Annotated in this window: 23 protein-coding genes; 14 read left to right on the forward strand and 9 right to left on the reverse strand. The window is 67.5% G+C overall.

Translation table 11 applies throughout. The features are described from left to right. The first annotated feature begins 12 nt into the window (after nt 1–12). Genes gatA through HPY67_16150 form a run of 4 tightly spaced genes read left to right on the forward strand, consistent with a single transcriptional unit; the run spans nt 13 to nt 4,557 of the window. Entirely contained in the window at nt 13–1,470 is a 1,458-nt protein-coding gene (gene gatA / locus HPY67_16135) for an Asp-tRNA(Asn)/Glu-tRNA(Gln) amidotransferase subunit GatA (GenBank protein ID NPV06244.1), read from the forward strand. Then, nucleotides 1,470–2,903 carry an Asp-tRNA(Asn)/Glu-tRNA(Gln) amidotransferase subunit GatB gene (gene gatB, locus HPY67_16140; protein NPV06245.1) on the forward strand — a complete coding sequence of 478 codons (1,434 nt, stop codon included), beginning with the start codon at nt 1,470–1,472 and terminating at the stop codon, nt 2,901–2,903. The genes gatA and gatB overlap by 1 nt, the downstream gene beginning before the upstream one ends. After that, on the forward strand, nt 2,900–3,943 hold the full coding sequence (gene mtnA, locus HPY67_16145) for an S-methyl-5-thioribose-1-phosphate isomerase (protein NPV06246.1): 1,044 nt from the start codon (nt 2,900–2,902) through the stop codon (nt 3,941–3,943). The genes gatB and mtnA overlap by 4 nt, the downstream gene beginning before the upstream one ends. After that, nucleotides 3,940–4,557 (forward strand): HAD family hydrolase, encoded by a 618-nt coding sequence (locus HPY67_16150; GenBank protein ID NPV06247.1) that lies wholly within the window; start codon nt 3,940–3,942, stop codon nt 4,555–4,557. The genes mtnA and HPY67_16150 overlap by 4 nt, the downstream gene beginning before the upstream one ends. A gap of 87 nt (nt 4,558–4,644) precedes the next feature. Here the strand turns inward: HPY67_16150 and HPY67_16155 are convergent, their stop codons facing one another. The 6 genes from HPY67_16155 to HPY67_16180 all read right to left on the reverse strand — a co-directional run bounded on the left by HPY67_16155 (nt 4,645) and on the right by HPY67_16180 (nt 10,344). After that, nucleotides 4,645–5,595, reverse strand: a complete 951-nt coding sequence (locus HPY67_16155) for an aminoglycoside phosphotransferase family protein (GenBank protein NPV06248.1) — start codon at nt 5,593–5,595, stop codon at nt 4,645–4,647. A gap of 55 nt (nt 5,596–5,650) precedes the next feature. Then, nucleotides 5,651–6,058, reverse strand: a complete 408-nt coding sequence (locus tag HPY67_16160; GenBank protein ID NPV06249.1) for a hypothetical protein — start codon at nt 6,056–6,058, stop codon at nt 5,651–5,653. Then, nucleotides 6,055–6,765 (reverse strand): DNA mismatch repair protein MutS, encoded by a 711-nt coding sequence (locus tag HPY67_16165; protein NPV06250.1) that lies wholly within the window; start codon nt 6,763–6,765, stop codon nt 6,055–6,057. The genes HPY67_16160 and HPY67_16165 overlap by 4 nt, the downstream gene beginning before the upstream one ends. Before the next feature lie 27 nt (nt 6,766–6,792). After that, nucleotides 6,793–7,284 (reverse strand): zinc ribbon domain-containing protein, encoded by a 492-nt coding sequence (locus HPY67_16170; protein NPV06251.1) that lies wholly within the window; start codon nt 7,282–7,284, stop codon nt 6,793–6,795. 292 nt (nt 7,285–7,576) lie between these two features. After that, a complete protein-coding gene (locus HPY67_16175; GenBank protein NPV06252.1) occupies nt 7,577–8,857 on the reverse strand; it encodes a M48 family metallopeptidase in 1,281 nt (426 codons plus the stop codon). A 17-nt stretch (nt 8,858–8,874) separates the two neighbouring features. Then, a complete protein-coding gene (locus tag HPY67_16180) occupies nt 8,875–10,344 on the reverse strand; it encodes an FAD-dependent thymidylate synthase (GenBank protein ID NPV06253.1) in 1,470 nt (489 codons plus the stop codon). A gap of 202 nt (nt 10,345–10,546) precedes the next feature. Between HPY67_16180 and HPY67_16185 the strand changes: the two genes are divergently transcribed. From HPY67_16185 to HPY67_16230, 10 genes are all read left to right on the forward strand, one after another. Continuing rightward, nucleotides 10,547–11,491: an MBL fold metallo-hydrolase gene (locus tag HPY67_16185; protein NPV06254.1), complete on the forward strand. Its 945-nt coding sequence runs from the start codon at nt 10,547–10,549 to the stop codon at nt 11,489–11,491. Nucleotides 11,492–11,578: 87 nt separating this feature from the next. Beyond that, nucleotides 11,579–13,057, forward strand: coding sequence for a hypothetical protein (locus HPY67_16190; protein NPV06255.1), 1,479 nt, complete (start codon nt 11,579–11,581; stop codon nt 13,055–13,057). A gap of 61 nt (nt 13,058–13,118) precedes the next feature. Beyond that, entirely contained in the window at nt 13,119–13,892 is a 774-nt protein-coding gene (gene mutM, locus HPY67_16195) for a bifunctional DNA-formamidopyrimidine glycosylase/DNA-(apurinic or apyrimidinic site) lyase (GenBank protein ID NPV06256.1), read from the forward strand. Nucleotides 13,893–14,052: 160 nt separating this feature from the next. Further along, nucleotides 14,053–14,214 carry a rubredoxin gene (locus HPY67_16200; GenBank protein NPV06257.1) on the forward strand — a complete coding sequence of 54 codons (162 nt, stop codon included), beginning with the start codon at nt 14,053–14,055 and terminating at the stop codon, nt 14,212–14,214. A 159-nt stretch (nt 14,215–14,373) separates the two neighbouring features. Continuing rightward, the gene (gene rtcA, locus HPY67_16205) at nt 14,374–15,426 is read left to right on the forward strand and encodes an RNA 3'-phosphate cyclase (protein ID NPV06258.1); all 1,053 of its coding nucleotides are present in this window, start codon (nt 14,374–14,376) and stop codon (nt 15,424–15,426) included. 134 nt (nt 15,427–15,560) lie between these two features. Continuing rightward, nucleotides 15,561–16,652: an exonuclease gene (locus tag HPY67_16210; protein NPV06259.1), complete on the forward strand. Its 1,092-nt coding sequence runs from the start codon at nt 15,561–15,563 to the stop codon at nt 16,650–16,652. After that, nucleotides 16,649–18,919, forward strand: coding sequence for a DEAD/DEAH box helicase (locus HPY67_16215; GenBank protein ID NPV06260.1), 2,271 nt, complete (start codon nt 16,649–16,651; stop codon nt 18,917–18,919). Before HPY67_16210 ends, HPY67_16215 begins: the two co-directional genes overlap by 4 nt. A 26-nt stretch (nt 18,920–18,945) precedes the next feature. Further along, on the forward strand, nt 18,946–19,806 hold the full coding sequence (locus tag HPY67_16220) for a nitroreductase (protein NPV06261.1): 861 nt from the start codon (nt 18,946–18,948) through the stop codon (nt 19,804–19,806). Between the two features lie 177 nt (nt 19,807–19,983). Continuing rightward, nucleotides 19,984–20,361 carry an SHOCT domain-containing protein gene (locus HPY67_16225; GenBank protein ID NPV06262.1) on the forward strand — a complete coding sequence of 126 codons (378 nt, stop codon included), beginning with the start codon at nt 19,984–19,986 and terminating at the stop codon, nt 20,359–20,361. Nucleotides 20,362–20,396: 35 nt separating this feature from the next. Continuing rightward, nucleotides 20,397–21,752: an anaerobic sulfatase maturase gene (locus tag HPY67_16230; protein ID NPV06263.1), complete on the forward strand. Its 1,356-nt coding sequence runs from the start codon at nt 20,397–20,399 to the stop codon at nt 21,750–21,752. A gap of 61 nt (nt 21,753–21,813) precedes the next feature. Here the strand turns inward: HPY67_16230 and HPY67_16235 are convergent, their stop codons facing one another. From HPY67_16235 to HPY67_16245, 3 genes are read right to left on the reverse strand one after another with little or no spacing between them, the layout of a single operon-like run. Continuing rightward, a complete protein-coding gene (locus tag HPY67_16235; GenBank protein NPV06264.1) occupies nt 21,814–22,257 on the reverse strand; it encodes a DUF202 domain-containing protein in 444 nt (147 codons plus the stop codon). Continuing rightward, nucleotides 22,254–22,709 (reverse strand): hypothetical protein, encoded by a 456-nt coding sequence (locus HPY67_16240; GenBank protein NPV06265.1) that lies wholly within the window; start codon nt 22,707–22,709, stop codon nt 22,254–22,256. The genes HPY67_16235 and HPY67_16240 overlap by 4 nt, the downstream gene beginning before the upstream one ends. A gap of 53 nt (nt 22,710–22,762) precedes the next feature. Further along, nucleotides 22,763–23,200: a DUF1622 domain-containing protein gene (locus HPY67_16245; GenBank protein ID NPV06266.1), complete on the reverse strand. Its 438-nt coding sequence runs from the start codon at nt 23,198–23,200 to the stop codon at nt 22,763–22,765. Nucleotides 23,201–23,356: the final 156 nt, after the last annotated feature.

Below are 23,356 nucleotides of genomic sequence, written 5' to 3' on the forward strand. Positions count from 1 at the left end.
TTTGAGATCGGAATGGGACTGAATGAACTGACGATACACGAGCTGCAGGATCTGATCCGGAAAAAGGAAGTGACGTCCACGGAGATCGTCACGGATGTCTTCAAGCGCATCGATGCCGTGGAGGAGCGGGTCCGCTCGTTCACGACGGTCATGCGGGAGGACGCCTTCGAGGGGGCCAGGCGGGCCGACGAGGAGATCCGCAAGGGGGCCCTCAGGCCGCTCACGGGCATCCCCATCGCCCTCAAGGACATCCACTGCACCAAGGGGGTCCGCACGACCTGCGGCTCCCGCATCCTCCACAACTTCATCCCGCCCTACGACGGCACGGTGGTGCGGAAGCTGCGCGAGGAGGGCGCCGTCTTCGTGGGCAAGACCAACATGGACGAGTTCGCCATGGGCTCCTCCACGGAGACCTCCTGGTTCGGCATCACGCGCAACCCCTGGGACCTCGAGCGCATCCCCGGCGGCTCGAGCGGCGGCTCCGCCGCGGCCCTGGCCGCCGACGAGTGCATCGCCGCGACGGGCTCCGACACGGGCGGCTCCATCCGCCAGCCGGCGGCCCTCTGCGGGGTCGTGGGCCTGAAGCCCACCTACGGGCGCGTCTCGCGGTACGGCCTCGTGGCCTTCGCCTCGTCGCTCGACCAGATCGGCCCCTTCACGAAGGATGTGGAGGACGCGGCCATCATGCTCAACGCCATCGCCGGCTATGACCCCATGGAGTCCACGTCGGTGCCCATGGACGTGCCCGACTACCGCTCCTTCATCGGCAAGGACATCCGGGGCTTCACCGTGGGGATCCCGAAGGAGTACTTCATCGAGGGCATCGACCCCGAGGTGGATGCCGCCGTGAAGCGGGTCATCGCGGTCCTCGAGGGGCTTGGCGCCAAGAGCGTCCCCATCTCGCTTCCCCACACGGAGTACTGCCTCGCGGTCTACTACATCATCGCGCCGGCCGAGGCGAGCTCCAACCTCGCCCGCTATGACGGCGTGAAGTACGGCTACCGCTCCGCCGACGGGCGCGACCTCATGGAGATGTACAAGAAGACGCGCTCGCAGGGCTTCGGCGCCGAGGTGAAGCGCCGCATCATGATCGGCACCTACGCCCTGTCCTCGGGCTACTATGATGCCTACTACAAGAAGGCCTCCCAGGTGCGGACCCTCATCAAGCGGGACTTCCAGGAGGCCTTCAAGACCTGCGACGTCATCCTGACCCCCACGACCCCCACGCCCGCCTTCAAGGTGGGCGAGAAGATGGACGACCCCCTGCAGATGTACCTCTCGGACATCTTCACCATCTCGACGAACCTCGCGGGCATCCCGGGCATCTCGGTGCCCTGCGGCTACACGCAGGCGGGCCTGCCCATCGGGGTCCAGTTCCAGGCGGGCCACTTCGAGGAGGGCAAGCTCCTCCAGGTCGCCCACGCCTACGAGAAACATTCCGGAATCGAACGAAGGAGGCCGAAACTCTAATGGCTTACGAACCCGTCATCGGGCTGGAGGTCCACGCCCAGCTTCTGACCGACTCGAAGATATTCTGCGGCTGCTCCACGAAGTTCGGGGCCGAGCCCAACCAGCACACCTGCCAGATCTGCCTCGGGATGCCGGGCGTGCTCCCCGTGCTGAACAAGAAGGTCGTGGAGTTCACGATCAAGATGGGCCTGGCCACCCACTGCACGATCAACGCCTACGAGAACTTCGCCCGCAAGAACTACTTCTACCCGGATCTGCCCAAGGGCTACCAGATCTCGCAGTACGCCCACCCCCTGGCCGAGCACGGCTGGGTCGACATCGTCGTCAACGGCGGGAAGAAGAGGATCGGCATCACCCGCATCCACATGGAGGAGGACGCCGGCAAGCTCGTCCACGACGAGCGCAACCCCTGGAGCTACGTGGACTTCAACCGCACGGGCGTCCCCCTCATCGAGATCGTGAGCGAACCCGACATCCGCAGCCCCGAGGAGGCCTCCGAGTACCTGCGCCGCCTGCGCGACATCCTCGTGTACCTCGAGATCTGCGACGGAAACATGGAGGAGGGCTCCTTCCGCTGCGACGCCAACGTCTCGATCCGGCCCAAGGGCTCGACGGCCTTCGGCACCCGCACGGAGCTCAAGAACATGAACTCCTTCCGCAACGTCCAGCGGGCCCTCGAGTACGAGATCAAGCGCCAGCAGTACATCCTGGAGAGCGGCGGCGAGGTGGTCCAGGAGACCCGCCTCTGGGACGACGCCCAGGGGCAGACGCACTCCATGCGCAGCAAGGAGGAGGCCCACGACTACCGCTACTTCCCCGACCCGGACCTCGTCCCCATCATGATCTCCCGCGAGTGGATCGAGGAGGTCCGCCGGACGCTCCCCGAGCTCCAGCTCGAGAAGCAGGACCGCTTCGTCGAGCAGTACGGCATCCCCGTCTACGACGCGGGCGTGCTGACCGCCACCCGGGCCCTGGCCGATTTCTACGAGGAGGCCGTGCGGCTCTGCGGCAAGCCCAAGATCGTCAGCAACTGGGTGATGGGCGACCTGCTGCGGTACCTCAACGAGCAGAGGCGCGACATCAAGGACAGCCCCGTGACGCCCGCCCACGTGGCGGAGATGATCAACCTCATCGACAACGGGACCATCAGCGGCAAGATCGCCAAGGAGGTCTTCGAGGAGATGTACCGCTCCTCGAAGCGGCCCTCCGACATCGTCCGGGAAAAGGGCCTCACCCAGATCACCGACGAGGGGGCCGTCGTCAAGGCCATCGAGGAGGCCATGGCGAAAAACCCGACGCAGCTGGCCGAGTACCGGGCCGGCAAGGAGAAGCTCTTCGCCTTCTTCGTGGGCCAGGTGATGAAGCTCACCAAGGGCAAGGCCAACCCGCAGCTCGTCAACGACCTGCTCAAGAAGATGCTCTCGGGGTCATGATCCGTACCATCCTCTGGGCCGACGACGCCGTCGTGCTCATCGACCAGAAGGCCCTGCCGGGGAAGGTGCGCTACCTCACCCTCACGGACTGGCGCGACGTGCTCGGGGCCATCAAGGACCTCACCGTCCGCGGGGCCCCGGCCATCGGGGTGGCCGCGGCCATGGGCATCGCCCTGGGCGCCCTGCATCTCCCCGAGTCCTCCGTCCTGGAGGCCCGCAGGTCCTTCGCGAGGCTCTGCGAGGCCTTCGCGAAGGCCCGCCCCACGGCGCGGAACCTCTTCTGGGCCATCGAGCGGATGCAGCGCCGCTTCGACGAGACCCTCCCCTCGGGCATCGCGGCGGCCAAGAAGGCGCTCGTCGCGGAGGCCGTCGCCGTCGGCGAGGAGGACATCGAGATCAACCGCCGCATCGGTTTGAACGGCAAGGACTTCATCCGCGACGGCGACAACATCCTCACCCACTGCAACGCGGGGGCCCTGGCCACGGCCGGCTACGGCACCGCCCTGGGCGTCGTCCGGGCGGCCCGCGAGGACGGAAAGAGGCTTCACGTCTACGTCGACGAGACGCGCCCCGTTCTCCAGGGGGCGAGGCTCACCTGCTGGGAGCTGCTCGAGGACCGCATCCCGGCAACCCTCATCACGGACAGCATGGCGGGCTTCCTCATGGCCCAGGGCAGGGTGAACCTCGTGATCGTCGGGGCCGACCGCATCGCCGCCAACGGCGACACGGCCAACAAGATCGGCACCTACTCGCTCGCGGTCCTGGCGAAGGAGCACGGGATCCCCTTCTACGTGGCGGCGCCGCTGTCCACCATCGACCGCTCTGTTGCCGACGGTGCCGGCATCCCCATCGAGGAGCGTCACGCGGACGAGGTCAGGGAGCTCTGCGGCGTCCGGACGGCCCCCGAGAAGGTCGGCGTCTACAACCCCGCCTTCGACGTCACCCCGCACCGCTACATCACGGCCATCATCACCGAGGCCGGGGTCGCGAAGCGGCCCTTCGGCCCCTCGATCCGCCGGCTGTTCAGGGCCCCGGCATGATGAAGCTCTTCCTCTTCGACTTCGACGGCGTCCTCGTCGATTCCCTGGCGCTCTACGAGCGGTCGGTCAACGTGTGCCTCGAGCGCATCGGCCGGCCCCCGATCGGGAGCCGCGATGAGTTTCTCGATCTCTTCGAGGACAACTTCTACAGCGCGATCGCGAGGCGCGGCGTCGACGTGGAGGCGTTCATGGCGGCCTCGAAGGCCGTGACCCCCACGCTCGACTACGGCGTCGTGCAGCCCGTCAAGGGGCTCCTGCCCGTTCTGGCCGAGATGAAGGCGCGCCACGGCCTGGTCATCATCTCCTCGAACTCCTCCTTTGCGATCCGGCTCATGCTCGCCAAGTTCGGCTTCGAGCCCTATTTCGACGACGTGCTGGGGGCCGATTTCAACTTCAGCAAGGTCGAGAAGATCCTCTACGCCAAGGGACACTTCGGGACGGATGCCGCGCGCACCTGGTACGTCTGCGACACCGCGGGCGACGTCCGGGAGGCGAGGGAGGCCGGCGTCAGGACAGCGGCCGTCACCTGGGGCTGGCACCGGAGAGAAAGGCTCGAAAGGGCCCGGCCGGATGCGATGATCGATCAGCCGGCGGACCTGCTCGACCTGTGCTGAATTCCCAGTCCGTCTTGCCTGCGGCGATTGACAGGGGCCCCGCGGCTGTGACCCCTTGAGCGGGTTTGCCGCGCCCCGGGACGCCACTCAACGGTCCCACGCCAGCCTAAGTTCCTCGCGGCTGTCGTGCAGCAGGTTCAGATAATCGGTCTCCATCTCGACCATGTCCCCGTCCTGTTTCCGCAGCCAGTCCGAGAGCCAGGCGAAGCGGACGGCCGTCACGAATTCGGGAAGCACGGCGAAGCCGGAGGCGTCGAAACGCCCCGATGCCCGGAGTTCCCCGATGAACGCCAGGGCCATGGGTCCCGCGAGGGCCTCGGGGTCCTCCATCCCCAAGCAGCCCAGAACGAGGGCCGCATCGTAGATCTCCGGCTTGTACCCCGAAAACTCCCAGTCGATGACGCCGCGGATCCCCTCCTCGCCCCAGATGACGTTGACGGGGTGGGGGTCCCCGTGGCAGAAGGCGGCCGGGAGGCGGTCGTGGACGGGGAACAGGCAGGCCTCCAGATTCTCATGCACCCTCCGGACGGCCGCGCAGCAGCCGTGTGCGTGACGGGCGATTTTTGTCATCAGATCGCGGATGAACTCGGCGATGGGAAAGGGACGCCCCGGTTTGCCGAAGGGGATGCCCTGCGATGTCTCTTTCAGGTCGATGAGGAACCGGGCCAGTGCCTGCCCCCTCCATGCCTCGAAGGCGTAACCCGGGCGCGCGAGTTCGACGCCGTCGACGAAGGGGGAGATCTGCCAGAAGCCGCCGCCCTCCTTGACGAGGGAATCCCCCTGCCCGTTTCTGAGGTAGCCGCGGACGCCCGCAAGCCCCCGCGAGACGAGCCAGTCGAGCGTCGCCGCGATCTCGCGCTTCCGCCCGACCGTCCGGGGGGCGACCTGCTCGAGGACGAAACGCCTTCCCCCCGCGTCCTCGACCACGGTCCTGAACAGGGACCGCTCGGGGCTGCCTGCAGGCGTCAGCTCCGGCCGCTCGGCCTTGAATTCGATATCCCAGTGACGGAGGATGTCGCTGAAATGGGGGATGGTCAATGATGCGAGTCCTTTTCGGAACTTCCCGCCGGTAGCAATCCTGACGGATGGTTGCTTACTTCGCTGTCCACTTCATCCACGCCGCCGCCGTCCAGCCCCAGACGGCGTTGAATAGGGCGACAAGGGCGGGCGTCCACGTCCCGAGGTCGAGGCCCATCATGCCCTTGCCCAGCCTCAGGGGGAAGATCACGAAGAGCTGCACCAGGGTGGGCCCGATGCTGAAGAACAGGCCGCGAAGGAAGATGTTTCTCTCCCAGAGCGGGACGACGAACAGAAGCCCCCAGATCCCGCCCCAGACGATCCTCGGGTAGAGCCAGGCCGGCGTCAGGGGCGCCGAGAGGCTCACGCCGAGGGCCCCCGTGAGGCCGTACTTCACGGCCAGCCAAAGGCTGAGGCTGTTGACGAGCCCGCCCAGGGCCCCCGCGCCGAAGGCGAGGGTCAGGGTCCTGGCGAATTTTCTCATGTCTGCTCCCTCGGGGGGGATTTTTTCTGGCTCTTCGTGACCGGCCTGGTGCGCAGGAGGACGTACGTCGCCCCGGCGCCGCCGTCGCAGAGCCTCGCGCTCGAGTAGGCGATCACCCACTTGCGCCATGGCCCGCGGGTGAGCCACTCGGTCACCTTGGCCTTCAGGACCGGCTCACCCTGGGAGGAGAGCCCCCTTCCGTGGATGACGAGGAGTGAGCGGCGGTTCCGGATCACCGACTCCCGGAGGAAATCCTCGAAGGCCGCGCGGGCCTCCTCGACGCCGAGGCCGTGCAGGTCGATGTGGGCCTGGATGGAGAACTCCCCGCGGTGAAGCCTCTCGGCCATCTTCGGGCTGACCCGGTACCCCGTCCCCTCGATGTACTCGGGGGTGTCCGCCACGACGAAACCGCGGCCGGACGCGATCAGGGCCTTCATCCCCTCCACGGCGTCCTCCCCGCCGGCCTTCGGTGCCGCGCCCCCGGCATGCGGGGTCCCCCGCCCCCCTTCCCGCTCCGGGCCGCTCACGGGGCGGATGCCCTCCATGGCGCGGAGGAAGAACCGTCTCTCCTCGTCCGGGTCGTCTGGAGGGGGTGGCGGCGCGACAGGTTTTGCAGGCGCCTTCTTGCCAGCGGGCGGGGCGTCCTTGAGGCGGGATTTCAACCCCTTGAAGGGCTGATGCCCGAGGGGTGCTCGATTCGATTCCACGGTCCGCTCCGGCTGCCGACCCCCGTCTCAGAGGTCGTAGAGTTTTTCGTCGACCGACGGGCGCACGCCCTTTTTCCCCCGGACGGCCTTCTTGGCCAGCGAGAAGAGATCCTCGTCCCCGAGGGCATCCCCCATCTCCTCCTCGATCTTCTCCGGGTCCTCCCCCCTCTCCATCCGCGCGAGGGCCTCCTCCATCTTCGGCCCCAGGGAAAGCCCCGTGGCGTCGGTCAGCTTCCGCATCAGCCGGGCCGCCTGGCGGGGGTCGTTCTCGTCGAGCCCGTCGGCCTCCCGCGCGATCATCTCCATGGCCTTTTCCATCTTCGCCTCGTCGAGACCGGCGAGCTCGTCGCCACCGGGCTCCTCCTTCTTCCCGGATAGCTTCGCGAAGACCGACATCTGGCGCTGGAGCCTGACTTTCCTGCACTTCGGGCAGAAGGGGATCTTCTCCGTGTTCACGCTGCGGGAGAAGAAATTGTAGATCGTGTTGCACTTGCGGCAGTAGAACTCGTAGATGGGCATGGGGCCTACCTCGCCTGATCGAAGCGGTTTCGATCAAGCAAGATTCTTACAGCGAATTGACGGTTTCCGACCGCTCTGATGCTCGCTTCGCTGCAGGCGCAAAAACTCGCCCTCCGGGCTCAAACAGTTTGCGCTGCAGGCGCTTCGCTTCGCAAAGAGCGTTTACCGGAAACGCGTCAAACTTCGCTATCCAGAATCCTGCTCGCTCTCGTCTCATGCGGAAGCGGATGTGAAACCAGTCCGTTGGGCATCATTGTAGCGATTCAAGGGTCAAAATCAAGAGGGCTCGTTCTCACCCCCGCACCGTCATGCCTTCTTCCCCGTTCATCGCCTCCAGCCGCTCCACGCGCTCGGCCAGGGGCGGGTGGGAGTAGTGGAAGGCGACGTAAGCCGGGTGCGGGTGGAGATTGGCCAGGTTCTCCTTCGCCAACCTCCTGAGGGCCTGGGCGAGGGAGCGGGTCGACCCGACGAGCCCGAGCGCATAGCGGTCGGCGTCACGCTCGTACTTGCGCGAGAGGGCGGCCCCGAGGGGCGAGAGAAAAAAGACGGCCGGCTTGAGCACGACGGCAGCCAGCAGCAGCCCCGCGTAGGGCAGGGGAGCGGCGAACCCGAAGGTCTCGTAGAGCAGCGGCCAGCCCATGAGCCGGAAGACGACGTAGAACCCCGCAAAGGAGACGGCCTCCATGAGCAGGAGCTGCTTGAGCACGTGGCGAAGCTTCCAGTGGCCGATCTCGTGGGCAAGCACGGCGGCGATCTCGTCGTGGCTGTGGGTGGCGATGAGCGTGTCGTACAGCACGATTCGCTTCGATCGGCCCAGGCCCGTGAAGTAGGCATTGGAGTGCCGGCTGCGCTTTCCGGCATCGACCTCGAAGATCCCCTCGGCCCGGAGCCCCGCCTTTTCGGCGAGGCGCAGGATGCGTTCCCGCAGCGCCTCGTCCCTGAGCGGCGTGTACGTGTTGAACAGCGGGGCGATCACCAGGGGGTAGAGCCAGATCATCAGCATCTGGAACAGGGCGAAGAACGCCCACGCGGCCAGCCACCAGGCCCGCGGGAGCCAGTGGACGAGCGAGAGGAAGGGGATGAACAGCAGGGCCATCAGGACGAGGGAGACGGCCGTGGACTTGGCCAGGTCGGCGAGCCAGAGCCGAGGCGTGATCGTGCTGAAGCCGTATTTTTTCTCGATGACGAAGGTGTCCCAGAGGCTGAACGGGATGTCGAGCAGGACGCTCGCCCCGTAGAGGATGCCGAAGAACAGCGTGCCGGACCAGACAGGATGGATACCCAGGGCCTCGACCGAGCCCGCGAGCCACGGGAGGGCACCGGCGAGCAGCACGGCCAGCAGGATGGCGTCGTCGGCGAGCGACTCCAGCGCGTGGAAGCGCGACGACTCGACCGTGTAGTCCCGCATGCGGGCCAGGGTGGCGGCGTCGATCTCGCCCCGGAAGGCCCCGGGGACGATGTGGCCGTGCCGGAGCAGGTGGGCGACATTGAGCCAGGTCAGCGCGTACCGCGTGAGGGCGGCGGCGGCAAACAACGTGAAGAAGGCCGCGGACAGGGCGTTGAACTGGATCATGGCGGTTGGCCCCCGGGTCATGCGGGCGGGAAGGCGTCCCGGTAGATCTCCGCGAAGCGGTCCTTGCCCCCGGCCATCATCAGGGTGAGCGGCATGGCCTCGCGCCCCAGCGCGAGCATCCTCTCCGTCAGCCGGCGGATGTCCCACTGGGCGTGGCGGTCGGCCCGGAGCCGCGCGATGTGGTAGAGCTCCCGGGCGTTGAGCTTCATCAGGACGCGCTTGCGGTGCGCATTGGTCAGGATGTAGGGCGCCGCCGAGGGCGCGGCGCGCCGGATCGCCTCGTAGGTCTCCTCCGTGCGGGCCGTCATCTCTCGGAAGGGGGCCTCCATGCCGACGGCGGCGATCGAGGGCGGCACGGTCACGCCGAGGGCCGGGTCGTAATCCTGCGCGACCAGGGTGGCCATCCGGTGCCGCTTGAGCTGCGCGAAGCACGATGCGCTCACGACGAGATCGAACTGCAGATCCGCATTTTCGAACTCCCGCAGCGGCGCATCCCAGGGCTGCATGCGGCGGAAGGACGCCTTGAAGAGGCCCGCGCGGTCTTCGGGCGGGAGGGCCGCCGCGGCCTTCAGGCACTGTGCCATGGGAAGCCGGGAGGAGGAGTGCAGAAGGGCGGCGGCGATCCGGGTGTCCGCATCGGGGGTCGCCCACACCAGGCGGACCTCCTCCACGGGCCCGGCGGCCGGGGCGAGCCCCGCCCGGTCGAGGGCCGGCCCGGCGATCGCCCGGAGATCGTCGCGCGTGAGGCGGTCGAACGCCGTGGCCTCCGTGTAGCGGACGAGCGAGGGCGCGATGCCCTTCGTCGCGTCGTAGAGCTGCCGGCTGTACTCCCTGGCCTCCTCGAGCGGGTGGGCCGCGAGGCGCCGGAGCATGAGCTCGAGGTTCCGCGTGTTGAGCGTCATGCCGAGCTGGGCCTCCGTGGCGAGGCACAGCACGTAGCGGGCGTCCTCCTTGGCCCAGCCCTCCAGCATGGGGCGGTTGGCGGGGACGGCGGCAAGCTCCCGGTTTGCATCGAGGACCCAGGGCAGCAGTCTTTCGTAGAGCCTGTGGTAGAGGGCATTCTGGGCCTTGACGGTCACCGTGAAGGTCTCGGCGAGGCCGGCCTCCCGGATCTCCCGGGGGATGACGAAGTCGTCCTGCAGCAGGACGTAACGCTGGGATTTCTCCGTGTAGGAGCACAGCCGGAACTTCTCGATCTCCTCGACGAGCAGGCGCGAGACCCCCAGGACGTCGATGTTGAACACGGCGTGCTCGGCAATCGAGCTGTGGCCCATGTCGAAGACGATGGCCTGGTTGGAGCGGCGGGCCTTGTCCACGTCCCGGCGGGCGGCGGCCCTGAGCTCGTCGACGGGGGCCGGGCTTCGGCTGATGCGGGCATAGGCCGCCGAGAGGGTCTCGGGCGTGAAGTGCTCGGCGTGCGGGTTTGCGGCCCGGATGTCCCGGATCGTTTCGACATCGAGGTTGAAGCCGGCAAGGATGACCTTCACGGGTTGCGCCCCCTCCTGTGGCAGGCGGGATTTTATAACAGGATTTCCCGCACCGGTCAAACCGCATTTCTCCGACTGGCGGCCCCGCCCGGCCGTCCGTCCGCGGGTTTGCGGGGAATGAGGCAATTTAGGGGTAGCGTTTTGGGCAAAATGTGTTAAATAGAAAAAGCGCAGCGCCCCGGTGCGCTCAACGGAAAGCGGGATGGCACTCAACGAACTCGACCGGGTGGAGATTCTTTCCCTCCAGGACAACTACATCGACATCACGGCCATGGACGACGGCGACGTCGTCCGGAGGGCCCGGAACGTCCGGGACGGCTTGATTTGCAATTCCATCCTGGCCGAGCACGGGTTCTCGGCCCTCGTCCGGCTGGGCCGCGAAGGCCGGACGAGAACGATCCTGTTCGATTTCGGCTTCTCGGAGCACGGGGCGGCCTTCAACGCCGACGCCCTCGATGCGGATCTGCGCGAGGTGGAGCTGCTCGTTCTCTCCCACGGGCACGGCGACCACACGGGCGGCCTGCAGCGCCTCCTCTCGAAAATCGGCAAACGGGGCCTCGATCTCGTTGTGCACCCTGCGGCCTTCAAGCCCGACCGTTACCTCGTGCGGCACGGCTCGAAGGATCGCTTCCCCCGGCTCGTCCGGGAGGACCTGGAAGCGCTCGGTCTGCGCGTCGTGGCGACCCGCGAGCCCCTGCCCCTCTTGGGCGGCGATGCCCTCTTTCTCGGCGAGATCCCGCGCACGACGCCCTTCGAGAAGGGGATGCCCCATGCCTTCTTCCTCCAGGACGGCAAGGAGGCCCGGGATCCCATCGAGGAGGACTCCTCCATCGTGATGCGGCTTCGGGGCAAGGGGCTCATCGTCCTGTCGGGCTGTGCCCACTCGGGGATCGTCAACACGGTGCGTCACGCCATGGCCGTCACGGGGGTCGCCAGGGTCCACGCCGTGATGGGGGGGTTTCATCTCTCGGGGCCCGCCTTCGAGGCGGTCGTCGCGCCCACCGCGGAGGCGATGAAGGCAATCGGGCCGGACTATGTGATCCCCTGCCACTGCACGGGGCGCAAGGCGATCCAGCGGCTCGAGCAGGAGATGCCCGGGCAGTTCATCCTGAACATGTCCGGTACGACCCTGACCTTCCGGGCCTGATTCGCCCCCGGAAATGCCACGGCCCGCGGCCTGCCCGTTCAGCCGGCGGCCGGCCCCGGAAAAAATGCGAAACGAACGCGGACGACGATGGATTTCACGCACCTCGTACATGGCTTCCGGATCCAGGACTTCTTCGATATCCTGCTGATCACCTTCATGATCTACGGGCTCCTGGTCTGGTTCCGCGACGCCGCCTCGCGGTTCGTCCTCGTCGGGATCGGCATCCTGGGCATCATCTACTACCTGGCACGCTCGTTCCAGCTCTACCTCTCGGCGGCGGTGCTGCAGGGGTTCTTTGCCGTCATCCTGCTGGCGATGGTGATCATCTTCCAGGAGGAACTCCGGCGCTTCTTCGAGCGGATCGCCACCTGGGGCCGCTTCCGCAAGAGCGGCAGGGTCTCCACGCTCCACGAGGAGGTGGAGATCATCGTCCAGTCGGTGGCGACGCTCGCGCGGCAGCACACGGGCGCCCTCATCGTCATCCAGGGCGAGGATCCCCTGGACCGGCACCTGGCGGGCGGTGTGCCCCTCGACGGCGTCCTCAGCCAGCCCCTGCTGGAGAGCATCTTCGATCCCCACTCCATGGGCCACGACGGGGCCGTCGTCATCGATCACGGGCGGGTCGTCCGTTTCGGGTGCCACCTCCCGCTTTCGACCAACGCGGAGAAGATCGGCAACCTCGGCCTGCGCCACACGGCGGCCCTCGGGCTCTCGGAGCGGACCGACGCCACCTGCATCGTCGTCTCCGAGGAGCGCGGCACCGTCTCCGTGGCCTTCGGCGGGCGAATCGACGTCCTGAAGAGCCCCACCGAGCTCGGCATGATCCTCGAGCGCCTCTACGGCAAGAAGATGCCGAAGAGCGGGGCCGGCTACATTCTCGGCTGGTTCCGGCGAAACCCCTTGGAGAAGGCGACGGCCATTCTGCTGGCCTCCCTGCTGTGGGTCGCCTTCGGCTATCAGAGGGATCTCGTCCGGCGCGACTTCACCCTGCCCATCGAGTATCGCAACCTCTCGCCCCAGTGGGTCATCGAGGGCACGAAGGTCACCGAGGCCAAGGTCACCCTGTCGGGCCCCGAGCAGGCCTTCAACCTCCTGAACCCCGCGAGCCTCCGGGTTTCCGTCGACCTGTCGAACATCCGGGAAGGGCGGCAGGAGATCGAGCTCACGAACGACATGATCCGGACGCCCGCCAACATCTCCGTGGTGAACGTGTCGCCTTCCCGCATCGTGGTGAGCGCCTCCCGCCTGCGCACCGCGGTGCTCCCCGTGGACGTGCGCTCCGAAGGAAACCTGCCCCCAGGGGTCGTCTTGCAGCGCATCGAGGTGAAGCCGACCCACGTCGCGGTGCTCGTGCCGAAGCGGTTTGTCGGGACGGACCTGCAGATCCCCACGGAGCCCATCGACCTGAAGAAAGTCACCGCATCGACCACTGTGACGGCAAAGCTGATCACCCCGCCGGAGGTATCCTTCGAGGGGGGGAAGCCCCTGTTCGTGGAGGTGACCATCCGGGTCAGGCCCAGGGCGGCTGCGTCGAAAGGGGCGGCCTCCGCCGGGCCGGCGGATTAGCCTCCGAGGCCGGGCCCGGCATGAAACAGTAACGGATACCCCGAATAGAGCATCGCCCCCCATGCCTGAACTCCCCGAAGTCGAGACCCTCTGCCGTCAGCTCAGGCCGGTGATCGTGGGCCGGGCAATCCTGGGGCTTCGTGTTCTCGACGCGAGGCTGGGGAACCTGCCGCCGCTCGAGGGCCGGTCGGTCCGGTCGATCGAGCGGCACGGCAAGCGGATGGCCTGGCTGCTTTCGGACGGGCAATACCTGGTCTTCCAGCTCCGCATGACGGGCCGCCTGTTCTGGCTCGAGGGGGACGACACCCCGCCTCATGCGCGCTTGGTCCTCTCCTTTTCCGCGGGCCGGGTCGTCCTCTCCGACCCGAGGCGCTTTGCCACCGTGGAGCTCTGCCGTTTTGCGCCGTGCAGCCCGGCGGCGGACGGGCTCGGGGCGCTCGACCCGAAGCGCCTTGCCGATGCAGCCCGCAGGCGCCGCCTCCCGGTCAAGTCCTTCCTCATGGACCAGAAGGCCGTTGCCGGCATCGGCAACATCTACGCAAGCGAGATCCTGCACCGGGCGGGGATCGACCCGTTGCGCCCGGCCTGCGACCTTTTTCCCGCCGAGTGGAAAAAGATCGCGTCGGCCTCGGCGCGCATCCTGAAGAAGGCCGTCGAATCGCGCGGGACATCGATCTCAGACTGGCGTGACCTCCACGCGGGGCCCGGGGACTACCAGCGTCACCTCCGCGTCTACGGCAGGCGGGGCGAGCCGTGCAGGACCTGCGGCGGCGAGATCCGCAGAGTGCTCATCGCGGGCCGGAGCACGTTCTATTGCCCGCGCTGCCAGAGCTGACCAGCGGCACGGGGCTTCTGTTCCGCCATGCCGCCGATGAGGGGACAGGCGGCAGGGAAAAAAGAGGAGGGACCTGCAACCTGATCCCTTGTGGTTCCAGTGCATATCGGTTATACATTCCTGTCGGCCGAATCGGTTCTGCCACGAAAGGACACAAGCCATGAAGAAATACGAATGCTCCGTCTGCGGCTACATCTACAATCCCGAGGAAGGCGATTCCGACGGCGGGATCCCGGCGGGGACGGCCTTTGAGAAACTGCCCGAGGACTGGGTCTGCCCGATTTGCGGGGCGGCGAAGAGCGAGTTCAGCCCCGTCGATTGACAGACGGGTGAAAAACGCCCATCTGCGGCGTTTCCCTCGTCAGTCGGCGTACGCGCCAAGTACGCCTCCCTCCTCGGGACTTCGGGGGCCTTGCATCTGGGAATTGTTGACCCGCCTGGTACAGGGCCCGTTCCCGGTCCCTCCAGGAGGGTGGAAGTCATGATCGAGATCGACGGCTCCATGCACTCCGGCAGCGGCACGGTGCTCCGGCTCGCCGTTGCCCTCGCCGCGCTCCGGGCAGAGCCCGTCCGCATTCGAAACATCCGGGCCAGGCGCCAGAAGCCCGGCCTGCGGCCCCAGCACCTGCAGGCCGTGCGCGCCTGCGCCGCCTTCTGCGGCGGGCTCCTGGAAGGAGACGAGGTGGGGTCCCGCACCGTCGTCTTTCGGCCCGGACGCATCCGGGAAGGCGGCGCGTTCCGCTTCGACATCGGGACGGCCGGTTCGGCCACCATGCTCGCCCTCACCCTCATTCCCCTTGCCCTTCATGCCGGGTCGCCCAGCCGCTTTTCCCTGACGGGCGGGATCTTCCAGGACTTCGCCCCGGGGGCCTTTCACATGCGCGACGTTCTCCTCGCCCACCTGGAAAGCATGGGGGCGCGGGTCCGGATGGCGGTCGAGAGGCCCGGGTATGTCCCGAAGGGCGGCGGGCGGCTGACGCTCGAGGTGGAGCCGCTCCGGTCACGGCTGGCGCCGCTGCAGCGGCTCGAGCCGGGCGAACCCCGGCGGTTCCGGGGCGTCGCGCTTGCCTCCCACCTGGCCGAAGAAAGGGTGAGCGAGAGAATGGCCGCACGCTGCCGGGAACTGCTGGAGGGGAATGCCCCCGTGGAGATCGACGTCCTGCGGGATTCCACGGCCCCGCAGAGGGGGGCGGCCCTCTTCCTCGGGGCGGAGACGACGACGGGCTGCATCCTCGGGGCCGACCGGGCCGGCAAGAGGGGTCGCCGATCGGAGGCCATTGCCGAATTCGTCGTGTCGTCCCTGCGGGAAGACCTCTCCGCGGGGGCCACGGTAGACCGTCACCTGGCGGACCAGCTCATCCCCTTTGCGGCCCTGGCCGGCGGCACGACGCGCTACCGCGTCCCCGCGATGACCGATCACGTGGAGTCCAACCTGTGGCTCGTGGAGACGATCCTGGGGGCCCGCACAGCACGGGAAGGGAACGTCATCTCCATCGAGGGCGTAGGGTTCGCGCCTCCGGTGAGAGGGAGTTGAGAAGCTGGGAAGTTAGGACGCTTGGAGGGTCCGCCGGAGAGACGTCAGCGGGAAGCCCCTCCGAACTTCTCAACTTCATAACTTCCCAACTTCGTGAGCTTTGCGAGGTTACCCGTGCATTTCAATGAACCATCATGAACCAAGGCGACCGGGATAAACGAATCAGCAGCCACATCGGCCGGAGGCTTCGGGAGAGCCTCGAGAGGTCGGGGGACATCGTCGTTGCCGAGCGGGAGCCTGTGACGGCCTCGCGGCCCTTCGGCGCCGCCTGGGTCGAAACCCGGCAGTTCCACGAGGCCCAGAGGCTCAAGCGGGAACTGCTCCGCCGGTATCGCGGCCGTCGCCTGGAAGAGGTCCTGCCCGGCGAGGAGGTCCGCACGGCGCGCGGGGTCTGCTACCGTCTTGTGAGCCGCGAAGACGGGCGGCTGCGCACCGTCGGCCCCGACGCGGCGCGCCGCAGCATCCTGTCCGACCTCAAGCTCCTCTGCGGCGTGGGCGAGGTGACCGAGGCGGCCCTCAAGAGGCAGGGCGTCTCGACGATCGCCGACCTGGCCGATCACCCCCGCTTCGGCCGGCAGGCCCGGGAAATCCTGCGCATGGTGGAGGCGGCCGACACGTCGGAACTCCTGGACCGGATCGGCCGGGGGTTCCGGGCGTCGCACCCGCTGGCCCTGCTGGCATCGGGCTTTCACAGCGAAGAGGATTTCGTCCTCGTCGACATCGAGACCCTCGGCATGTTCCAGCGGCCCATCATCCTGCTCGGCCTGGCGCAGGTCCGCGGCAGCGGGATCCGGGTGGATCAGTACCTGCTGCGCCGCATCGACGAGGAGCCGGCGGCCCTGGCGGGCCTGCTCGATCACCTCGGAGGCCGCCGGGCCTTCGTCACCTTCAACGGGCGCACCTTTGACCTGCCCTACATCCGGGAGCGGCTGGCCTACTACGGCATCCGGGCCGACCTCGGGGGCCCCCACTTCGACGTCCTGCACTTTTCCCGCCGCGCCTGGCGCGGCTGCGTGCCCGACTGCAGGCTGACGACACTCGAGCGAAGTTTCCTCGGCATCGATCGGGAAGACGACGTGCCGAGCGCCCTGGTGCCCGAGTTCTACGAGAGCTACATGCAGACGGGAAACCCCGGGCCTCTCGTCCCCATCGTTGAGCACAACCGGCGCGACCTGCTCACGCTGGCGGGTCTCTTTTCGAAGCTCCACGAGGAGTGGCGGCCGTGATCGCAAGCGCCCTGGAATCGCTGAAACGGAGCCCCCGCTTCCGGGACCGCATCGCGCACGTGGAGGTCCTGCCGGCCCGGGAGCCCCGATATGGGGAACTCAAAGAGCCCCTGCCTGCGGGCATCGCCCACTACCTGAGCGCCCGGCGCATCCGTCTCTACAGCCACCAGTGCGAGGCCGTCGAGGCCCTTCGCGCGGGCCGCAACGTCATCCTCTGCACGCCCACCGCGTCGGGCAAGACGCTCGGCTTCGACCTGCCCGTCTTCGAGACCCTCGAGCGCGACCGCCAGGCCACGGCCCTTTTCGTCTACCCCACCAAGGCCCTCTCCAACGACCAGCTCAAGGTCTTCCGGGAGATGGAGCGCGCCACGGGCATCCGGGCCGATGCGGCCGTTTACGACGGCGACACGCCGGTTTCGCGCCGCGGGCGCATCCGCGAGATGTCGCGGATCATCCTCACCAACCCCCACGAGCTCCACCACGTCCTGCCCTGGCACGCCAAGTGGGAGCGCTTCTTCCGCAACCTGCGCTACGTCGTCTTCGACGAGGCCCACCGCTACCGGGGGGTCTTCGGCTCGAACGTGGCCTTCGTCATCCGCAGGCTCCGCCGCATCGCGCGGTTCTACGGGGCCTCTCCCCAATTCGTCCTCTCCACGGCCACGATTGCCAACCCGCGGGAGTTCGGAGAGAAGCTCGTGGGCCTGCCCTTCGACGTGATCGCCGAGGACGGCTCGCCCCGGGGAGGGAAGACCTTCCTGTTCTACAACCCCTTCTTCGACGGTGCGGGCACCCTCTCGCCCCACCAGGAGACGCGGGACCTGTTCCTGTACTTCGTAAAGCGGGGGCTGCAGACGCTGTGCTTCACGGCCTCGCGGCGCATGGCGGAGCTCATCGCCCTGTGGTCGAAGGAGGCGGCGACGGCCGGCTCGGCGCTCTCGGGGCAGATCGCCGCCTACCGGGCGGGCTACCTGCCGCAGGAGCGCCGCGGGATCGAGGATGCCCTCAAGCGGGGCCTGCTCACGGGCGTCACGTCGACCAACGCCCTGGAGGTGGGCGTCGACATCGGTTCGCTCGACTGCGTGATCATCTCGGGCTACCCCGGGACGGTGCTTGCCACCTGGCAGCAGGCGGGCCGCTCGGGAAGGCGCAACCGCGACGCCCTGGCCGTGCTCGTGGCCTTCCAGAACCCGCTCGACCAGTACCTCATGAAGCACCCCGAATCCTTCTTCGGCAAGCCCCACGAGCAGGCCATCATCGACCTCGCGAACCCCTACATCCTCTCGGGGCAGCTGCTGTGCGCCGTGGCGGAGCTTCCCTTCGACGCCGGGCAGGAGGACATCCTGCCGGGCGAGCACCTCGCGGAGCTTTTGCCGGAGCTGGCCGCCGAGGGGCTCGTCAGAAAGACCCCCCACGGCTGGGTCTACACGGGCCGGGGAAGGCCCGTGGAGGCCGTCGGGCTCGACCACATCGCCCGCGACGCCTACCGCATCCTGTGCGATGGGGTGCTCCTCGAGACGATGGACACAAGCCAGGCCTACCGCGAGGCCCACAGGGGCGCCGTGCTGCTGCACCAGGGCGAGACCTACGTGGTGCGGCGCTTCGACGTGGAGAACCGCCTCGTCGAGGCGGAACGCCGCGACGTGGACTACTACACCCAGGCGGTGAAGGCCGTGGACCTGGAGATCCTGGCCACGAGAGGCACGCGACGGCTCGGGCAGGTTGAAATCCACCTGGGGGAGCTCGAGGTCACGGAGACCACCCTGGGCTACAAGGTCATCCGTGACGACCAGGTCATCGCGCGCGAGGAATTGGAGCTCCCGCCGCTCCGGTTCCGGACGACGGGACTGTGGTTCACGATCCCCCACGAGCTCAGGCGGGCCGTCTACGACCGCGGCCTCAACTTCGGCGGCGCGCTGCACGCCCTCGAGCACGCCATGATCGCCGTCCTGCCCTTCGAGGTGATGTGCGACCGCTGGGACATCGGCGGCCTCTCCACACCCGGCCACCCCGGCACGGGGGAGCCCACCATCTTCCTCTACGACGGCTACGAGGGAGGCATCGGGCTCACGGAGAAGGCGCAGGGCCTGATGGAGCGCGTGACACGCCTGACCCTGGAGCTCATCCGCGTCTGCCCCTGCGAGACGGGCTGCCCCGCCTGCATCCTCTCGCCCAAGTGCGGCAGCGACAACCGGCCCATGGACAAGCAGGGGGCGCTCCTGCTGCTCGAGGGGATGCTGGAGAACATGAAGGTGACAGGCGGCAGGTAACAGTTGGCAGGTTCAGGGGAAGAAAGATGATGGATATCCCGTCTCCCGTCGACACGATGAGAAAAAGAAACTCCTGCCGGAGCTTCGACGGCAGGCCTCTGGAAAACGGCATGAAGGAGACTCTGCGGGCCTTCTTCCGGGAGAACACCCGGGGTCCCTTCGGCAACGCCCTTCGGTTCGAGCTCATCGACCTGACGGAGGCGGAGAGGGCCGAGCTGAAGACGCTCGGCACCTACGGCGTTATCCGGGGCGCCTCCCTCTACATCGCCGGCGCGGTGCGGAAGGGGCCGCGGGCCCTCGTGGATTTCGGCTACGCGATGGAGCGGAACATCCTCTACGCCACGTCCCTGGGCCTCGGGACCTGCTGGCTCGGCGGGACGCTCAACCGTGCAGGCTTCGCCCGGAAGATCGCCCTGGCGGAAAACGAGCTGATGCCCGCCATCAGCCCTGTCGGCTACCCGGCGCAGAAGCGCACGCTCACGGACCGGGCCTTTCGGTTCATGGCGAAGTCCGACAGGCGAAAGCCCTGGGAGGAGCTCTTCTTCGACGGCAGGCCGGGCAACCCTCTCGCGAGGGAACAGGCGGGGCCCTTCGCGGAGGCCCTCGAGGCGGTCAGGATCGGCCCCTCGGCCTCGAACCGCCAGCCCTGGCGCATCGTCCGTGAAGGAGCGTTTTTCCACTTCTTCCTCCAGAGGACACCCGGCTATGACAAGATGACGGGCGAGGTGAAGCTCCAGGACGTGGACATGGGGATCGCCCTGTGCCACTTCGAGCTCGCAGTCTCGGAACTCGGGATCGGGGGAAGCTGGCAGCAGGCGAAACCGGGCTTCGATGCAGGAACGTGGGAGCATGTCACGAGCTGGGTCACGGGAGAGGAACGGCGATGAGCACCCGGTGCCGGATCCTGCCCGGCAGCGCCTTGACAATCTCCAGGCAACTTGGTAATTCTCACGACAAGCCGTTTTTTCCTGCCCCCTGAAGCGGCGTTGCTGACAGTCCGGTCGCGCTGCCCGTCATCGATCGGGTTTCAATCATCCCAACCCCCCCTTCCGAGGAGAAATCCCATGAGCAGCTTCTGGCAGGTTTTTGTGCTGATCTTCGAGGTCTTTGTGTTCATCGCGTACCTGATGATCCTCTTCCAGATCGTCACCGACATCTTCAGGGACCCCGAGCTCGGGGGGTTCTCGAAGGCCCTCTGGATCCTCGTGCTCATCGCCGTGCCGGTGTTTGCGGCGTTTCTCTACCTGATCGTTCGCGGCGGCGGCATGGCCGGGCGGCAGCGCGCCTTCCAGGACAGGGTGAAGGCCGACACCGAGGCGTACATCAGGCGGGTGGCCGGGAAATCGCCGGCGGAGCAGATTGCCGAGGCCAAGGCGCTTCTCGATGCCGGCGCCATCAGCCAGGACGAGTTCGCGCGGCTGAAGGCCAAGGCGCTCTCTTGAGCCCACGGGCGCGCGGAGGCCGAAAGGGGCGCCCCATGTCAATGCCGCGACCGCAGAACGCACCGCCTGCGTTCCACCTCCTGGCAAAGCCCACGGGCGCAGCCTGCAACCTCGATTGCGCCTACTGTTTCTTCCTGGACAAGGAGGCGCTCTATCCCGGCAGCCGCTTCCGCATGAGCGACGCGACGCTGGAGCTCTACATCCGCCAGCTCGTCGAGTCGCACCGGGCCGACACGGTGAACATCGCGTGGCAGGGCGGCGAGCCGACCCTGATGGGCCTCGATTTCTACCGGCGGGCGATGGCGCTGGCCGAGAAATACCGCCGCCCGGGCATGACCTACCTGCACACCCTGCAGACCAACGGCACCCTGCTGAACGACGAGTGGGCGGCCTTCTTCAAGCAGCACGGCTTCCTGATCGGCATCAGCATCGACGGGCCGCGCGACGTGCACGACGTCTATCGCGTGGACAAGATCGGGCGGCCGACCTTCGACAGGGTGATGCGCGGCCTGCGGCTGCTGCAGAAGCACGGCGTCGAGTACAACGTGCTCACCGCCGTCAACGGCGTCAACGCCGACTACCCGCTGGAGGTCTACCGCTTCCTGCGCGACGAGGCCGGGGCGACCTGGATGCAGTTCATCCCGGTGGTGGAGCGCGTCGGTGCCGACGGGCCGGGGGTGTCCGAACGCTCGGTGGGGCCCGAGCAGTTCGGCCGCTTCCTGTGCGCCGTCTTCGACGAGTGGGTCCGGCGCGACGTGGGCCGCATCTTCGTCCAGACCTTCGAGGCGACGCTGCGCAACTGGCTCGGCATGGCGACGTCCGGGATGTGCGTCTTCAACGAGACCTGCGGCACGGGCCCGGCCCTCGAGCACAACGGCGATCTCTACTCCTGCGACCACTTCGTCGAGCCCAAGCACCTCCTGGGCAACATCCACGACGGGCACATGATCGAGATGGTGGCCTCCGCCCGGCAGCTGAAATTCGGCCGGGACAAGCGGGACCGCCTGCCCCGCCTCTGCCTGGAGTGCGACGTGCGCTTCGCCTGCCACGGCGAGTGCCCCAAGAACCGCTTCGTCCCAACGCCGGACGGCGAACCGGGCCTCAACTACCTGTGCGCCGGGCTCAAGGCGTTCTTCCGCCACGCCGGGTTCGCCATGCAGCTCATGGCCGGCCTGATGCGGCGCGGCCGCTATGCGAGGGACGTGATGCCCGTCCTGGACCGGGCCTTTGACGGCGTCCTCGGGCACGATCCCTGCCCCTGCGGCAGCGGCCGCGCGTTCGCGGGCTGTCACGGGCGGCCGCAGGCCGGCCCCGTCAGGAGGACGCTGCCGGAACCGCAGGCACGGTCCGCCGTCAAGCGGCACGGACCGCCCGGCCCGCGGACGGGCTGAGGATGGCGATGGAGGGGGTCCGCCGTACGAGGCCCCGGCGGGTCTTTCTCCCCGCGTGCAGCTACACGACACGCAGCAGCACGGCAAAGAAGGCGAAGGTGCCGATGATGACAATGGCGGCGGCCACTGCGTAGAGCGGGGTCGGCCTTCCCTCCGCCGTCATGCCCGCGATCGCGGCGAAATTCTCGCTCCACAGGTAACGAAGGATCCAGTGGAACTCCCGGATCGAAATCACCATGGCCATCACGCCGCAGAAAATCAGCGCAAGCCCCAGGTACCACGCGGCGTCCGGGTACAGGGCGGGTGCGGCCCCGGGCATGTCGCGCAATCGTTCGAAGAACTGGACGATCGCGAAGCCGAACCCGATCAGCGAGACGGCCGTGCGCATGTAGGCCATCAGCGTGCGCTCGACGGCGAGCCGCGTGCGCACCCAGGCAAAATGGTTGTTGGCCGTCACGTCAACGTCGAAGCGGTGGGGTTGTTTGCCGGTGTCCGGGTCACTCATGGTTCACCTTTTTCTTTCGCAGGACCGCTGCCGGGCCACCGGCGCGCGATGCGCGCAAACGGGCCGCGCAGCAGCACGTAGGGGACAAAGGCAAGCAGGAGCGCGATGATGACGGCTTCTGCGGGATAAAACGTCCTGAACTCGATAACCTGGTAGATCACGTCCATGCACAGCCCGAGGAGGATGATTCTCGCGGAGGCGATCAGCCCCTCGTGCAGGCGGCCGGCGCGCGCGGCCGGGTCGGTGAGAATCGTCCGGAGATAGTAGCCGCGGCCGGCCCGGGCGTCCCGGATGCCGTCGAGCAGCGCGGCAATCGACGCCATGACGGGCTGCAGGAGGAACCGGAAGGTCATCGGCCCGCCCGTACGGTCGAGCATGTTTCGCCAGATGCGGCCGAACACCTCCGCCGAGACGCCGTACAGCACCGCGCCGAGAACGACGAAGACGAGCATCAGCGCGACCACGAGCCGGGCCAGCAGGATTTTTGTCTTCGATACGGTCTCTGTCATCGTTCGGGCTCCTTCTCCGGCACAACGCGCTGATGCCCGGCAGGGTCACGGGGGTGGGCGTTCTGCGGCGGCCCGGCGGCAGCCCCTCCAGCCTCGGATGCGTGACGCTCCGCCTCGGCGATATCCCGCTCGAGGAAGAAATTGAGGAAGGTTCGGATCACGGCGATGGCGCCCACTCGCCCGATGTCATCCCAGGTGGGCGAGATGGACGTTTCGAGGATGTCCGCGGCAAGCTGAAACGTCAGCCCGCCCACCAGCCAGCGCGCATACCGCAGGTAGGCATCACGAAACAGGCGGCCGCCCGCCGACGGGCTGAAGACGGCGCGAATGCTCCGGCAGAAAGCCTCGACCGTCCCGATGACGATGATCACCAGCGCCATCGCATGGATGATCACAACGGCGTTTTCGGCGATGGCGGTGAGCCATTCCTTCATCCGATCCTCCAGTGCCGAGGGTCTAGCCCGGCCCGTTACGGGGCGGCATGACCGGCGAGGGGGCGCGACGCCGACCCCGTCCCGGCCCACCCGCAGACGATCGGGCGGGCCGGGATTCGATCGGCACGGAGCGGCGGCTTGAACAGCCTGCCGCCG

Source organism: Syntrophaceae bacterium (assembly GCA_013177795.1).
Classification (GTDB): domain Bacteria; phylum Desulfobacterota; class Syntrophia; order Syntrophales; family UBA2192; genus UBA2192.